Raw genomic sequence first — 14,965 nt, 5'->3', positions numbered from 1 at the left:
AATCAAATCGAATTATTTGGTGCTTTCGCTTAACTCTTGTGCCAACTCTTGGCTACGCTTTTGCGCTGCGGCTAAAGCGGCCTGAATATTTTGTGAAATTTGAGCACGATCAAATACTTCAATCGCAGCTTGTGTGGTACCGTTTGGAGAGGTTACATTTTTACGTAACTCCGCAGGACTGTTGGCACTGGTAATCGCCATTTGTGCAGCGCCCAATGCAGTTTGCAAGGTTAGTGCTGTAGCCACTTTTTCATCCAAACCCATGTTTTTACCTGCACGGATCATACTTTCCATCATATAGAAAAAGTATGCAGGACCTGAGCCAGAAACAGCTGTTACCGCATCAATTTGCGCTTCTGAGTTTACCCAAAGTGTTAAACCCGTTGAAGCCAAAACTTGACTTGCAAGATCACGATCTTCAGCTGAAACCGCATCACCTGCATATAAGCCATGCGCACCGGTTTGAACTAAAGCCGGTGTATTTGGCATGACACGAACAATACGCTCTGTGCCTAATAGTTTTGAAATCGTTGCAATTTCTGCACCTGCAACAATTGAAATCACCAACTTCCCTTCTAGCAAACCTTGTAATGGTGCCAAAACTTTTGCCAACACCTGAGGTTTAACGGCAAAAAGAACAATGTCAGCATCTCGAATTGCCGCAACATTATCATCGGTCACATGCAAATCTTTTTCAGCCAAAAGCTCACGTACTTTTTCTACGGGATCTGAAACTGTAATACGTGTAGTCGGGACACCACGTGCAATTAGGCCACCAATTAAAGCCTGTGCCATGTTGCCGCCACCAATGAAACTGATATTACAATTTAGAATTGCGCTCATGATTGAAGATCCGATATTGCAGATTTAGCGTTAAGAGATAATGTTGGTTGCCAGCCAGCTTGAGTACAAAATTCAGACTGCGCCAACCAAAAGCCCTGAGGCGTAAAGACGCCTAGCATAACATTATCTCGGCTTAATATTTGAATAGTATGACGTCGCCATGGAAAAATTTGCGCCTGCTGAATGGCTTTTTTCAACGGCCAACTTCCGACACGGCCATATAAATGAATTCTTTCACCTCCAAGACGTGGGCGAATCTGCAGTTGCTGCCCCAATAATTCAGGTGATAAACCAACCTTTGAGGGTTGAATCACAAAATGGCCGGCAGGCAACTTGAGGCACAGACCTGCAACACAAGTTACAACCTCAACCTCTTGAATGGGTTCAGTTTGAAGATAATCCGCTTTGGCAATCCGATGAAGTTGCTGTTGAAACCGCAGATAATAAAATCCATTCCAGTGCAATGCCGCTTGCGAGTCTTCGCGTGAGCCAATCACTTCTGAAAATAATCGCTGTACCATTTCAAAACTAGGACGATATTGTCCCTCACCTTTCATCCAGTGCGATAACAACTGACGCTGACGTGCCAGACTGAGCTGTTGTAGAGCCACCAAAGATAACGCTTGCGATGAGCCGCAGACTGCTAAATCTTGTTGTAATACCTCGTTTAAAATTTCATTGGCATCTTGCATCAAGTAACTGGTTCGACTCAGAGCTTGCTGCATTTTAGGAAATCGCTCACTGAGTAGTGGCCACAAAATTTCACGACTCCACGCGCGGTCATAGTCAGTATCAAAATTGGTGAGGTCTTGAATATTTTGCACATGTAGCTGTGCTGCCCATTGGCAAATTTGCTCACGTGAAAGATCTAATAGCGGACGCCATAAAGTAAAATGTTCACGTACATCGAATTTTTTCATGGCAGCAAGGCCATGGACACCAGCACCTGAAAGTAGCCGCAACATCAATGTCTCCGCCTGATCTTGCTGATGATGTGCGAGTACCAATATTTCATCTGCTTGTAAATGTTGGCGAAAGGCTTGATAGCGGGCCGAGCGTGCTTGATTTTCAAGGTTACCTTGCGCAACCTGAACTTTTTGTATGATGAATGGCAAATTCAGCGCTTTACATTGAGCACGTACAAATTCGCCCCAAGCATGACTACAATCTTGTAATTGGTGATCAATATAAATCACCCGTATTTTTTCAGGGCACAAAAACGACATAAGATGCAGCAGCAACATGGAGTCCATGCCACCACTACATCCTATTAAAAATCGGCTTTGTTCAGGCAGCGCCTGAATTTGACTTAAGCAATCAGCCCTAAATTGTCGCTGCCAAACTTCATTAAACGCTGGTAACGCGCTTCGCATCGTTCGTTTGCATCCATTGGTTGCAGTTCTTCTAGAGCTTGCTTCAAGACCACTTTCAAATCCTGCATGACTTTTTCAGGGTTTAAATGTGCGCCTTCCGCTTCGTCCACCACGTATTCTACAATGCCCATCTTCTGCAATTTATCTGCCGTCAATGCCAATGCTTCACTTGCTTGTTCTGCTTTTTCTGCAGTTTTCCACAAAATAGATGCACAGCCTTCAGGTGAAATTACTGAATAAATACTGTGAGATAACATAATCACACGGTCAGCTACGCCAATACCGAGCGCACCACCCGAACCTCCTTCACCCAATACCGTTGCTACTACAGGCACTTTGAGTGAAGAAAGCTGAGCTAAGCTGGTTGCAATCGCTTCAGCCTGACCACGTTCTTCTGCACCCACACCTGGGTACGCACCCATGGTATCAATAAAGGTAAAGACGGGCAGATTAAAACGCTCCGCCATATCCAATAAACGCTGCGCTTTACGGTAACCTTCGGGGTTACTCATACCAAAATTATGTTGTAATTTTTCACGTGTACTACGACCACGGTGCTGACCTACAATCATCACAGGCTGACCATCTAAACGAGCCAAACCACCAATCATCGCTCCGTCATCACCAAATAGGCGGTCACCGTGCAAAGCATCGAACTCTGTAAAAATTTCGCCAACATAATCCAAAAACTGCGGACGTTCAGGATGACGTGCGATCTGAACCGTAGTCCAGGCTTTAGATTGAGCTGCTTTATTTTTCATAGGTCGATCATTATCCCTAACTTAACTGGTCTGTTAATTGATAAATTGTTCCGACTGGATATTCAGTTCAATATCCCAATGCTTAAATTGCACTTGCTCATCATGCAAGTCTGCAACCAACAAAGGCCACTGTTTGGCATCACCAGAAACACTAAGTTGCCATTGTTGCGCATTGTCCACGCTTAATTCAATGGCAGGAAGCATCTCATCGCTGCGACTATGATTTAATAAAACTGCTAAACGAAGCAATAGACATAAGTAAACAAGTTTGTTACCACCGACTTTCATCACATCAATGCGCGCGTCACTACGTAACTTACGACGATGATGCGCCACTAAATGCGACAAATGGTTTTGATCAATTTGTGAGAAACCCGGAATATCCGAATGTTGCAGTAAATAAGCACCATGACGATGGTATCCACTATGACTGATCGCTAAGCCAATTTCATGCAAATACGCTGCACGACGCAGTAAATCACTGTCATCACTGGTCAAATTCAGTGCGGTCGCCACACCATTAAACAGTTGTTGAGCGGTATTTACCACACGTTCAGCTTGTTTCATATCTGCGTTGTAGCGACCCATCAACGCATGTACAGAACGGTCACGAACATCTTCATGTTGGAAACGTCCCAATAGGTCGTACATCACGCCTTCACGTAACGCGCCATCAGAATAAACCAATTTATCGATATTCAGCACATCAAAGACTGCATACAAAATGGCAATGCCGGCTGGCAAAACTGCTCGACGGTCTTCTTTTAGACCATCAAATTCCATTTCATTGACATGCTTATATTTAAGCAATTTATCTTTGAGTTTAAATAAACCGTCACGTGTCAGTTCTTCCTGATCGTTGCTCCAGCCCATATTGACACAAATCTGACGACACGCTTTGATCGTGCCACTTGAACCGACAACAGTATCCCAGCCTGCAGCTTTATAAGTGTTGGCAATGCCTGCGATTTCCTTGCGAGCAGCATTTACCGCTTTATCAAAACTTTTCAGGTTAATTTCACCATCAGCAAAAAACGCTTTGGTAAAAGCGACACAGCCCATTTGCACAGATTCTGTATGAATCGGTTCAAACTCTTCACCAATAATCAACTCTGTTGAACCCCCACCGATATCAATCACAAGGCGGCGACCACTATTTGCCATGGTATGTGAAACCCCCAAATAAATGAGACGGGCTTCTTCACGACCAGCAATGATTTCAATTGGTTTTGGTAAAATTTCAGCGGCTTTTTGAATAAATTCATGACCATTTTTTGCTTGACGCAAGGCATTTGTCGCCACAATACGTAAACGGTTGGCTTGTACAGGATTTAAACGCCCCACAAAACGTGCTAGGCAGGCTAATCCTCGTTGCTGTGCGGCTTCAGTCAAATTTTTATTTTCGTCTAGACCTGCGGCAAGCTGTACTTTTTCTGACATTGATGCAACTTTTTTCACTTCACCATGGTCTACGCGTGCGATAGCCAAGTGGAAGCTGTTCGATCCCATATCGATAGCAGCAAGTAATTCTTCATCAATCAAAAAATCAGACATTATTCAAAAAAACCTGTTCAGAATTGTGCTTAGATTAATTCACATACATGTAATTTAAAAGCCATTTATGAGTAGTTCGGGCGGAACTTATCGATTTTTTATCTGAAGCAATGATAGTCATACACGATCATCAGCATCGTGATCATCCATTAGACAAACTCGCCATTCAGGTCGAAAATTTACATAACCCCCTACATTGTTATAGTTGGCTATGTAATACTTATAAACATAGAGTCAACTTAAAAATTAATTCCGGAGCAAAATCCATGTCTGGCAATATCGTAAATACAACTGATGAAAACTTCCAAGCCGATGTACTAGAGTCTGATACTCCTGTACTTGTAGATTTCTGGGCAGGTTGGTGTGCTCCTTGTAAAGCCATTGCACCTGTACTTGAAGTACTTTCAACTGAGTTTGAAGGCAAAGTTAAAATCGTTAAAGTAGACGTAACTTCTTGCGAACAAACAGCTGTAAACTACAACATCCGTAACATTCCTGCATTATTAATGTTTAAAAACGGCGAAGTTGTAGCAACCCAAGTCGGTGCAGCACCAAAATCTAAATTGACAGCTTTCATCGAAGAAAACATCTAATATTTTTTCGATAAAAACACTCGAAAATACGCTGTTTTACACAGCGTATTTTTTTGGTTGATAAATTGACAAATGCTGTGTTCTCTCTTATATTGTTTACTCAAGAAATTAAGGATCTCAAATCCTGTCATTTTCTTACAACACAACACATAAAATGCCGCTCGGCAACAGAATTGTTTTTCACATCTATCTTCATATAACGAATCAGATCTCTGAATTGTTTTGTGCAAACCAATTGCTATCGTTTCTTGCATGATCGCGGCACATTTGTTGCTCCCTTTTCCAACCTGTACCTCAGAATTTTAGATTCTATCTGACCACCTATGAACTTAACCGAACTCAAGAAAAAACCGATTGGCGAACTCATCAAGATTGCCGAGTTTATGGGCCTCGAAGGAATGGCTCGTAACCGTAAGCAAGATATTATTTTTGCCATCTTAAAGCGCCACGCAATGAACGGCGAAGAGATTTTTGGTGATGGCGTTCTAGAAATTCTGTCGGACGGCTTTGGTTTCTTACGCTCTGCAGCGGGTTCTTACCTAGCCGGCCCTGACGATATCTATGTGAGCCCATCACAAATCCGTCGCTTCAACCTTCGTACTGGTGACACTATTACAGGTACGATTCGTCCACCTAAAGAAGGCGAACGTTACTTTGCATTATTAAAAGTTAATCAAATTAACTACGACACACCCGAAAACTCACGTAATAAGATTCTTTTCGAAAACTTAACACCTTTATTTCCAACCGAACAATTGGTAATGGAATTAGGTAATGGTACAACAGAAGACTTAACTGCGCGTGTGGTCGACTTGGTTGCTCCGATTGGTAAAGGTCAACGTTCAATTATCGTTGCACCGCCAAAAGCGGGTAAAACCATGTTGTTACAAAACATCGCTCAGTCGATTGTTCGTAACAATCCTGAATGTTTCTTGATTGTCCTTCTGATTGACGAACGTCCTGAAGAAGTAACAGAAATGGAACGTACTGTTCGTGGTGAAGTAGTTGCTTCAACATTCGATGAATCACCAGCTCGTCACGTACAAGTTGCAGAGATGGTAATTGAAAAAGCGAAACGTCTTGTAGAACACAAAAAAGATGTAGTGATTTTGCTTGACTCAATTACTCGTTTAGCACGTGCTTACAACACCGTGATTCCGTCATCTGGTAAAGTTCTTACTGGTGGTGTGGATGCCCATGCTTTAGAACGTCCAAAACGTTTCTTCGGTGCAGCACGTAATATCGAAGAAGGTGGTTCACTGACAATTATCTCAACTGCGTTGATTGAAACTGGCAGTAAGATGGATGAAGTGATCTACGAAGAATTCAAAGGTACAGGTAACCAAGAAATTACCCTAGACCGTCGTATTGCTGAAAAACGCGTGTTCCCTGCGATGAATATCAAAAAATCAGGTACACGTCGTGAAGAGCGTTTGATGTCTGAAGATAACCTACGTAAAGTTTGGATTTTACGTAAATTGCTTCATACACAAGACGAACTTGCAGCGATGGAATTCTTGCTTGATCGCATGAAAGAAACCAAAACCAATGATGATTTCTTTGATCAAATGAAACGTAAAGCATCCAACTAAGTTGAATGTTTGACTGAAAAGGCCATCTATAACGATGGCCTTTTTATTTGGTTGACTTTGGTTACACAAAGAAACATTTGATGGATTTCCATGTAAACTTATTTTCAAGCTTCTGATTATAAAAAATATATTTTAAAAAACCCTATTCTTTTTAGTAGTTTATTTGCTATTTAGCCAATATAAAACTTTCTCTTAATTGTTATTTTCTGTTAAAAAATGGCCGTTTTTCACCTATTTTTAACGGTTTTTTCAAAGTCACTAGTAGCATTTCAAAATACTCAGTGATAGCATACACGCAGACCAGTTAGACTGCTCTATGCATTTTTAATACCTATTCAAATTAGGCATAATAAAAGCACACAACAGACTAACGCAGGTTATTTTTTAATCTCATATTTTAGAGAGTGATGCCATGTTATTCAAAAAAATCGCTATTGCTGCTGCAGTTGCTACTACTTTAGCTTTCGTTGGTTGTGCTAAAAAAACTGAAGAAGCTGCTCCTGCTGCTGCATCTGAAGCTGCTGCTTCTGAAGTAGTTGCTGCGTCTGACGCTGCTGCTGTTGAAGCTTCTGCTGCTGCTTCTGAAGCTACTGCTGCTGCTTCTGAAGCTACTGCTGCTGCTTCTGAAGCTACTGCTGCTGCTTCTGAAGCTCAATAATCTAACCGATTATTCAGCACAAAAAGAGAGCCCTTTGGCTCTCTTTTTTATTGCCTCAAACTTTAAACCCTAATTAATAAAAAATAGCTAATATTCAAAATACTAAACCCATGCTTATTGAAAAATAAAAACTGAAGATTTAGCTCAAAGAAAGCCACAATCAATCTTTACGACAACTCAACTCAAATATATCGTCTCACTTTAAAACGAATATTCTTCAACATGACTTGTGCGATAGATGATGAACACTGCGCCTACTAAATCAAAGACAAAAAAAAGCAGATCAATCGATCTGCTCATTTCCAACACGTTGACGGAATTTTTGTCCCGCACGGAAGGTCACTACACGACGGGCAGAAATCGGAATTTCTTCACCCGTTTTCGGGTTACGGCCTGGGCGTTGACGTTTATCACGCAACTCGAAGTTACCGAAACCAGAGAGTTTAACTTGTTCCCCAGAGATTAGCGCTTGGCTAATCTCATCGAAGAATAACTCGACCATTTGTTTTGCTTCACGACGGTTTAAACTCGTGAGCTCACTTAAATGATCAGCCATTTCTGCTTTTGTTAATGCTGTCATGAAGCCCTCAATGTCGCCTGGTAAGTGTTTTCCAACACCTGAAGTATGTTATCCATACCGTTTTTGATTTCAGCATCTTCTAATGTACGTGTTGGATGTTGCCATTGAATTGCAAATGCCAATGAGCGCTTGCCTTCTTCGACACCTTGACCAGTGTACACATCGAATAACCAAACTGCGTCTAAAAGTTCACCGCCTGTTTTTTCGATAAGTTGCTGAATTTCACTAACATTAATCTTATCACTAATTAAAAGCGCAATATCACGTCGAACCGACGGAAAACGTGATAATTCTGTAAAATTAGATACATAAGTTTGCAAAACAGCCAATTGATCCAATTCAGCGACCCAAGTAGTCGCCAAATCCAACTCATCTTCTAAAGATGGGTGTAAACGACCGAAGTAACCAATTGATTGACCATTGACTAAGATTTCAGCAGATTGGCCTGGATGCAACCACGTACGTTCTGAACGTACATATTCAACATTTAAACGTGCAGAATTTAAAATCTCTTCTACATCGCCTTTAAAGTCAAAGAAATCCATAGGCTGTGCTTTACCATGCCAAGATTCAGTCGTACGCGAACCTGTTGCAACTAGTGCAAAGGTTGGGATCTGTTTGAGATCATGAATGCTGTTCGCACCTTGATAATCAAAACGTAGACCAAGCTCATAGAAACGAACACGATTTTGCTGACGGTTCACGTTGTATTGCACACATGGGATCAAACTTGATAATAAGGTTGAACGCATCACTGCAAGGTCGCTAGAAATCGGGTTTGCAAGCGCTAGTGGTTGAACCTGTGGATTCAATTGTTTCTCTAGTTTCGCATCTGCAAAGCTAAAGCTAATTGCTTCTTGATAACCCAAAGCCACTGCAGTTTGACGTAACTGAACCAATTCAAATTGGTCTTGGTATTTCGCCAGTTTGACATCAATCACCGGCAAGCTAATTTGAATATTGTCGTAACCGTGAATACGTGCCACTTCTTCGATGAGGTCTTGATAAATCGCCATGTCAAAACGGTGTGATGGCGGTACAACTGTCCACTCACCTTCTGCTTTCACAGTGACATTGCAACCCAAACGCGTTAAAGCATCGGTAATAAATGCAGATTCAACTTTATAACCGAGGAGTTGATCGACTTGCGCTTGGTTCAGTTCAATGGCTTCACGTTTTGGTAATAATTCAACTTTTTCAGCAACAGTAATTGGACCAAACTCACCACCAGCTAAATCAGCGATAAGTTGAGAAGCACGGTGCATTGCCGTCATCGGCAATTCAAAGTCTACACCGCGTTCATAACGCTGAGATGCATCAGTATGCAAACCAAAACTACGTGCACGACCTGCGATATAGAGTTGATCAAAGAACGCCGACTCAAGGAAAATTTCAGTGGTATCGTCAGAAACGGCTGAACTTAGACCGCCCATGATCCCTGCAATCGCCAAAGCTTTTTGATCATCCGCAATCACCATCACGTTTTCAGATAATTTAACTTCTTGTTCATTCAACAACGTTAACTTTTCTGCTGCTGTTGCTTGGCGTACACGAACTGCCCCTTCAACTTTACCGCCATCGAATGCATGTAAAGGTTGACCCAATTCCATTAAAACGTAGTTGGTAATATCGACCAAAATACTGTGCTGACGAATGCCTGCACGAGCTAATGCACGCTCCATCCACTCAGGAGTTGGTGCTTTGGTATTGACGTTTTTGATCACTCGACCTAAGTAACGTGGGCAACCATCAGTTTCAACAACAACTTTCTTCTCATCAGTAATTGTTGCAGCAACTTCTTTAATTTCAGGGGCAGTCACAGGGAGTTGATTAATCACACCAATTTCACGTGCAATACCACGAATACTGAAGCAGTCACCACGGTTTGGCGTGATGCTAATATCAATCACATGGTCATCAAGACTTAAATATTCACGGATATTGGTGCCCACAGGTGCATCCGCAGGAAGCTCTAATAGACCGTCGATTTTATCTTCAAGGTCAATTTCAGACGCGCCGCAGAGCATGCCTTGCGATTCAATACCGCGAAGCTTGCCTTTTTTGATTTTGAAATCGCCAGGAAGCACAGCGCCAATGGTCGCGACAGGCGCTTTCATGCCTGCACGTACATTTGGCGCGCCGCAAACGATTTGTAACGGTTCGCCTGAACCAATGTTTACGGTAGTGACACGTAAACGGTCAGCATCCGGATGCTGAACCACTGTTAACACTTCACCGACCACAACACCTGTAAATGGTTTTGCAGCAGGAGATAAATCATCAACTTCTAAACCTAACATGGTCAGCTGGTCAGATAAAGTATTGCTATCAATGGCTGGATTAACCCATGTACGCAACCAATTTTCGCTAATTTTCATAAATTCATTTCCTTAATCTCCCCTAGCCCCTCTTTTAAAAAGAGGGGAAACACATCTGCCCTTTAAGACAGGAAAGTCCCCCTTTTACAAAGGGGGATTTAGGGGGATTTCAATAATTTCCAAATAACTGTTTAAATTCGTTTTAAGCAAATTGGCGTAAGAAACGCACATCGTTTTGGTAGAACATGCGCAGGTCATTAATGCCGTAACGCAGCATTGCAAAACGCTCGACACCTAAACCGAAGGCAAAGCCTTTGTATTTGTCTGGATCAATACCTGCTGAACGTAATACGTTTGGATGCACCATACCGCAACCCAATACTTCTAACCATTTGCCACGCTCATCCATAATGTCCACTTCAGCACTAGGCTCAGTGAATGGGAAATAAGATGGACGGAAACGTACTTTTAAATCTTTTTCAAAGAATTCATTTAAAAGATTAACCAACAAGCCTTTTAATTCTGCAAAGCTGGTGTTTTCAGCAACGTATAAACCTTCAATTTGGTGGAACATTGGTGAATGCGTTTGGTCAGAGTCACAGCGGTATACACGGCCCGGACATACAATGCGAATCGGTGGCTGTTGTGTTTCCATGGTACGAATTTGCACACCAGAGGTATGCGTACGAAGCAAGTGATTCACATCAAAATAGAATGTGTCATGCATTGCGCGCGCAGGGTGATGCCCCGGAATATTCAATGCTTCAAAGTTGTGATAATCATCTTCCACTTCCGGGCCTGTTGCAACGGTAAAGCCGGCTTTGGTAAAGAATTGGCAGATACGCTCTTGAACTTGAGTCACAGGGTGAATGCTGCCCGCCGTTTGACCGCGGCCGGGTAAAGTAATATCAATAGTTTCGCTGGCAAGCTTTTGTTCTAACGCCGCTTTTTGTAATTCTGACTGGCGTTCAGTCAACGCGCCGCTGATTGCTTCGCGCACCGCGTGAATTTGAGCGCCAAAGGCTTTGCGCTCTTCAGGATCCATCTTACCAAGCGACTTCGATTGTTCCGCGAGCTGGCTTTTTTTACCCGTAAACTGCACTCGAACTTGATCAAGTGTAGCAAGGTCATCTGCTGCTGCAATCGCAGCGAGCGCTTCAGTGGTCAGGGCTTCCAGTGACATAGTAACTCTCAAAGCAACAATTTAGAAAAATATAAAAACCCCATATTCTAACAGTTTTTGAACGCGATGATGAAGCGCATTCATAAGTAAAAATTGCAATAGCATCAAGAATTAAAAAAAGTATAAGATAGGCGCATTATCAATGAGATCTTTCATTATGGCGCTCGATCAAATTTGGAAACAGCAACTAACACTGGTTACTTATGGAAATGAGTTTTTAGCACAAAATCTAAGTTTTCAACGCTGGGTACAGCATGCTATTTTCGATCAGCACCATTTTGTGTTTCGTGACTTAATGTCACAACATTTGTTGGCACAGCATTTTCAAATTTGGTTAGAAGGCTTAAAAAAACAAGGTGTTCAGCGTATTAGTCTGCACCGCTCTGCACTATTGAATGACGAACAAAATCCTAATGCCAATGTTGAGCTTCTACCTATTGCGCACTTTATTGTGAGCCATGATGCCCATAAAAAGCAGGCTTGGATCTTTGGTAAAGAGTTAGCAGAATGGTACACCGCAGACAATGATTATGAAGCACCTACATCTCAACGATCTACATTACGTCTTGAGACATTTTGGCGCTTTGACTTAAATAACGCTTTAGCCAAACGAATAGATAGCGACTTACAACAACCCAATTGGGATGATATTCAGCTTTATACTGACAATGAATTATTTGATAGCAAATTTGCCAAAGGTTTTGTTGAACCAACTGAGCTAGATAGCCCTTATTATGGGCTGAATCACGAGCAACTGCAGAATAATGTAAGCGCACTGTCTTTATTGCCGACAGATTACCAAGCGGATTATGCACATCAGACCTTACTTCGCTTAGATGCACTGGATACTTTTATTCAAGACAAAATTCAGCATCCATACAACGCTGAAGGTGAAGCACTACCAGCAGAAGAACAGCTGAATATGCGTCATTTTTCGCAAAAGTTAGATGATCTTCGCAGTAAGTTTATTGTCAAAGTTGCCAACCACTATAAAACTGCACGTTTGACCGTGAAAGAAATTCCATCACCTTTAGATGATATACAGCTTCCAAATAGTCAGAAAAAGAATGCTTACTCTAAGCCGTCAGCAGATGACAACGGCAATAATAAAACTGGGGTTTTTGCGCTAATTGTGGTCACAGTCATCATCTGTTTATGTGGTTATTATTTTGGTCTTTAAGACAAAGATAAACTGATCCAGCTTCACAAGCTCTATCAAAAAGCATCCTATATGGATGCTTTTTTTTACAGCCTCATTAAGCGGTAATTAAATAGTTAAATGGCCGAATTTCTATTTGCACTTTATGTTCATTGGCATGCTGATTGATGTAGTGATTCACAGAAACCACCTCGCCTTCAAGCTGTGCATCTGGTCCATACATAATTTTAACAGATTCCCCTTTGCGTGGAATCATTTGTAATTCTAGAGTAATGGTGCCTTGCTCCATTCCACGTATTTCTGCCAGCATATTCTTATCCTAATGTTTGGTTTTTTTAAATATTAAGCAGGTAGCCGAGCAAGTATTAAAGCTGATTTATGTAACGGCTGATTTTGATTTTTTTTGGGTTTAAATGATCAAGGTGAGGAGCAAATATAACTTTTAAAAGAGAGCTTCAAACATGCTTATAATTTCAAAATATTTTCTGAGCGTGTTTTTTGAATCGTCTAAATTAAGCATTAGCCAAAATTAAAGCAAAAAAAAGACCGCTAAAAGCGGTCTTTTATATGTCATCGAGGATGAACTGTTAAAATACTTTTTGCCATGAAATCCACACTTGATGGTCATCACGCTCTGCCAATTGTATTGGTTGATCGCTTAAAGGGAAACCGACTTGAGCTTGGAGTTGTCCAACCAAACTATTATTCCAATTAACACCCACCCCTGCCGAACTAAGTGAAATATCATTTTTGCTATTAAAGCCCTGCCATGTCGATGCATTTAGTTTTAACTTGGCTGCATCAAAAAATACCGTTCCATTGACTCGATTTTCTGCACTTGACCAAAGGCTTTGGCTTAACTCAACACTGGCACTGATTGCCTGAGAACCTGAAACCGTACTATTTTTATAACCACGCATAAAACTTGGGCCACCCACATAAAATGCTTCGGCACTGTCTAAATTGTCAGGGCTGTAGAAACCTGTTAAAGAGACAAAGAGCTGATTGGCATCAGTGATTTTTTGCGAGCGAGTTGCATTGACCAGCATAGTGGTATATTCCCCTTGTGTTTTACGGGTTAAAGTATCCACCTCTTTCACGTCAGCTGACTTTAAATCTAAATGACCAAAATTAAGTGAGGTCGATAGGCTATTGACGCCACCACCCCAAAGAGAATCACTGCCGTAATAGTTTAAATTCAACTGCGCAGACTGAATCCTACGATGATTCTCACTTTGCACTGTACGTACGTCATCTTCTAATTGCTTATGCGTCAATACAATACCCAAAGCTGCTTGGCTATTTTCACCCGTATTCAGATGCTGTTTTAACCAGACAGAAGATTCGGCTGCAATACCTTCATAGCCCGCTGCTTTAAGCTCTTTTTGTAAGGTATAGGTTAAGTATGAGTGGCTTGCACCCACTTGAGTACCATAACCATTCACAAAGAAGTTATATCCCACTTGACCATAGTTTAGCCCAGATCCACTGCTCATCACATCTAGACTCAGCTCATCCCCCAAACCTGCCAACTGGTATAAGCGTAAACCAGCACGACCACGAACTTCGCCCGTATATTCTCCACCCACGTTGTCCGCACCAATATATGTACTTAACTTTTGTGCCGATGATAATTGCACATTGACCTGTGTGGTGTTGGGCTCAGTACCACGCGCCAAACTGATTTCTTGAGAGATCCCAGGCAAAAGTGCAAGACGGCTGGCCACTAAGTTTAAATGCTGATCAGATAAATACTGCTTGTTTTGTAAAGGTGCCAATATTTGTGACAATAACCACGGTTGAGTATTGGTTTGATTATCCAGATTTATACCGCTTAATAGCGTTTCCACCACTTGAATAGTGACAATACCACTTGATAAGTTTTGCTCAGGAAAAAAAGCAAATGAATAGCTATATCCCTGCTCGGCGTAAAAATCATTGATTTGATCTAATGCGTATTGCAATTGAGTTAGGCTCAGTTCTTGATGACTCAAAGCATTTATTTCCTGCTGTAAAACCTGTTCAGAAAACAAAGTATTGCCTTGAAAACGAAATGCTTTTACCCATACTTTCTGCTCACCTTGCAAAGCATTTGGTAAGCTTGCTTTTGGCAATGCCGATGTGGTTGGCTTATTTTCTAATATCGGCTGTTGTTGCTGTTGTAAAAGCTCACCAGCATTAGGGATATTTTCAGCCAAGCAAAGCTGACCTGTTGCCATTAAACAGCATAAAAGCAATGCTCTAGGATGAGTAATTCTCATTAAATTATTATTCATTTCAACCCCCAATATTCACTCTTAAAAAGAGACTGGTATTTCATTTATAGAAAAAGCTATATCTCAATGTCGAAT

General features: G+C 41.5%; 13 protein-coding genes. 4 read left to right on the top strand and 9 right to left on the bottom strand.

Annotation, left to right across the window (positions count from 1 at the left end):
- Positions 1-12: 12 nt before the first annotated feature.
- The 4 genes from proC to ppx are packed head-to-tail and all read right to left on the bottom strand — an operon-like array spanning position 13 to position 4,531.
- Positions 13-843: a pyrroline-5-carboxylate reductase gene (gene proC, locus FTU05_RS05155; protein ID WP_180164436.1), complete on the bottom strand. Its 831-nt coding sequence runs from the start codon at positions 841-843 to the stop codon at positions 13-15.
- Positions 840-2,216: a tRNA lysidine(34) synthetase TilS gene (tilS, locus tag FTU05_RS05150; protein ID WP_180164434.1), complete on the bottom strand. Its 1,377-nt coding sequence runs from the start codon at positions 2,214-2,216 to the stop codon at positions 840-842. The genes proC and tilS overlap by 4 nt, the downstream gene beginning before the upstream one ends.
- Entirely contained in the window at positions 2,153-2,977 is an 825-nt protein-coding gene (locus tag FTU05_RS05145) for an acetyl-CoA carboxylase carboxyltransferase subunit alpha (RefSeq protein WP_111884716.1), read from the bottom strand. Before FTU05_RS05145 ends, tilS begins: the two co-directional genes overlap by 64 nt.
- Positions 2,978-3,010: 33 nt before the next feature.
- Entirely contained in the window at positions 3,011-4,531 is a 1,521-nt protein-coding gene (gene ppx, locus FTU05_RS05140; protein ID WP_078192628.1) for an exopolyphosphatase, read from the bottom strand.
- 266 nt (positions 4,532-4,797) lie between these two features.
- On the opposite strand from ppx, the gene trxA reads away from it, so the two are divergent.
- The 3 genes from trxA (at position 4,798) to FTU05_RS05125 (ending at position 7,374) form a co-directional block, all read left to right on the top strand.
- Complete coding sequence (gene trxA, locus FTU05_RS05135) at positions 4,798-5,124, top strand: thioredoxin (RefSeq protein WP_078192629.1); 327 nt, start codon at positions 4,798-4,800, stop codon at positions 5,122-5,124.
- A gap of 323 nt (positions 5,125-5,447) precedes the next feature.
- Positions 5,448-6,716, top strand: a complete 1,269-nt coding sequence (rho, locus tag FTU05_RS05130; RefSeq protein ID WP_067731074.1) for a transcription termination factor Rho — start codon at positions 5,448-5,450, stop codon at positions 6,714-6,716.
- Between the two features lie 412 nt (positions 6,717-7,128).
- Positions 7,129-7,374 (top strand): hypothetical protein, encoded by a 246-nt coding sequence (locus FTU05_RS05125; protein ID WP_078192631.1) that lies wholly within the window; start codon positions 7,129-7,131, stop codon positions 7,372-7,374.
- Between the two features lie 283 nt (positions 7,375-7,657).
- On the opposite strand, the gene FTU05_RS05120 is transcribed toward FTU05_RS05125, so the two are convergent.
- The 3 genes from FTU05_RS05120 to pheS all read right to left on the bottom strand — a co-directional run bounded on the left by FTU05_RS05120 (position 7,658) and on the right by pheS (position 11,455).
- Positions 7,658-7,954, bottom strand: a complete 297-nt coding sequence (locus FTU05_RS05120; RefSeq protein WP_004649746.1) for an integration host factor subunit alpha — start codon at positions 7,952-7,954, stop codon at positions 7,658-7,660.
- Complete coding sequence (pheT, locus tag FTU05_RS05115; protein WP_180164432.1) at positions 7,951-10,332, bottom strand: phenylalanine--tRNA ligase subunit beta; 2,382 nt, start codon at positions 10,330-10,332, stop codon at positions 7,951-7,953. Before pheT ends, FTU05_RS05120 begins: the two co-directional genes overlap by 4 nt.
- Before the next feature lie 142 nt (positions 10,333-10,474).
- On the bottom strand, positions 10,475-11,455 hold the full coding sequence (pheS, locus tag FTU05_RS05110) for a phenylalanine--tRNA ligase subunit alpha (RefSeq protein ID WP_180164430.1): 981 nt from the start codon (positions 11,453-11,455) through the stop codon (positions 10,475-10,477).
- A 157-nt stretch (positions 11,456-11,612) separates the two neighbouring features.
- Between pheS and FTU05_RS05105 the strand changes: the two genes are divergently transcribed.
- On the top strand, positions 11,613-12,635 hold the full coding sequence (locus tag FTU05_RS05105; protein ID WP_106986226.1) for a hypothetical protein: 1,023 nt from the start codon (positions 11,613-11,615) through the stop codon (positions 12,633-12,635).
- A 76-nt stretch (positions 12,636-12,711) separates the two neighbouring features.
- Here the strand turns inward: FTU05_RS05105 and FTU05_RS05100 are convergent, their stop codons facing one another.
- Positions 12,712-12,924, bottom strand: a complete 213-nt coding sequence (locus tag FTU05_RS05100) for a KOW motif-containing protein (protein WP_120367541.1) — start codon at positions 12,922-12,924, stop codon at positions 12,712-12,714.
- 277 nt (positions 12,925-13,201) lie between these two features.
- Positions 13,202-14,890: a ShlB/FhaC/HecB family hemolysin secretion/activation protein gene (locus FTU05_RS05095; RefSeq protein ID WP_257230086.1), complete on the bottom strand. Its 1,689-nt coding sequence runs from the start codon at positions 14,888-14,890 to the stop codon at positions 13,202-13,204.
- Between the last annotated feature and the right edge of the window lie 75 nt (positions 14,891-14,965).

It is taken from the genome of Acinetobacter sp. YH12049, assembly GCF_013419875.1.
GTDB lineage: Bacteria > Pseudomonadota > Gammaproteobacteria > Pseudomonadales > Moraxellaceae > Acinetobacter > Acinetobacter amyesii.
The sequence above is the reverse complement of the archived record's forward strand: the minus strand, read 5'-3'. Positions and strand labels throughout refer to the sequence as shown.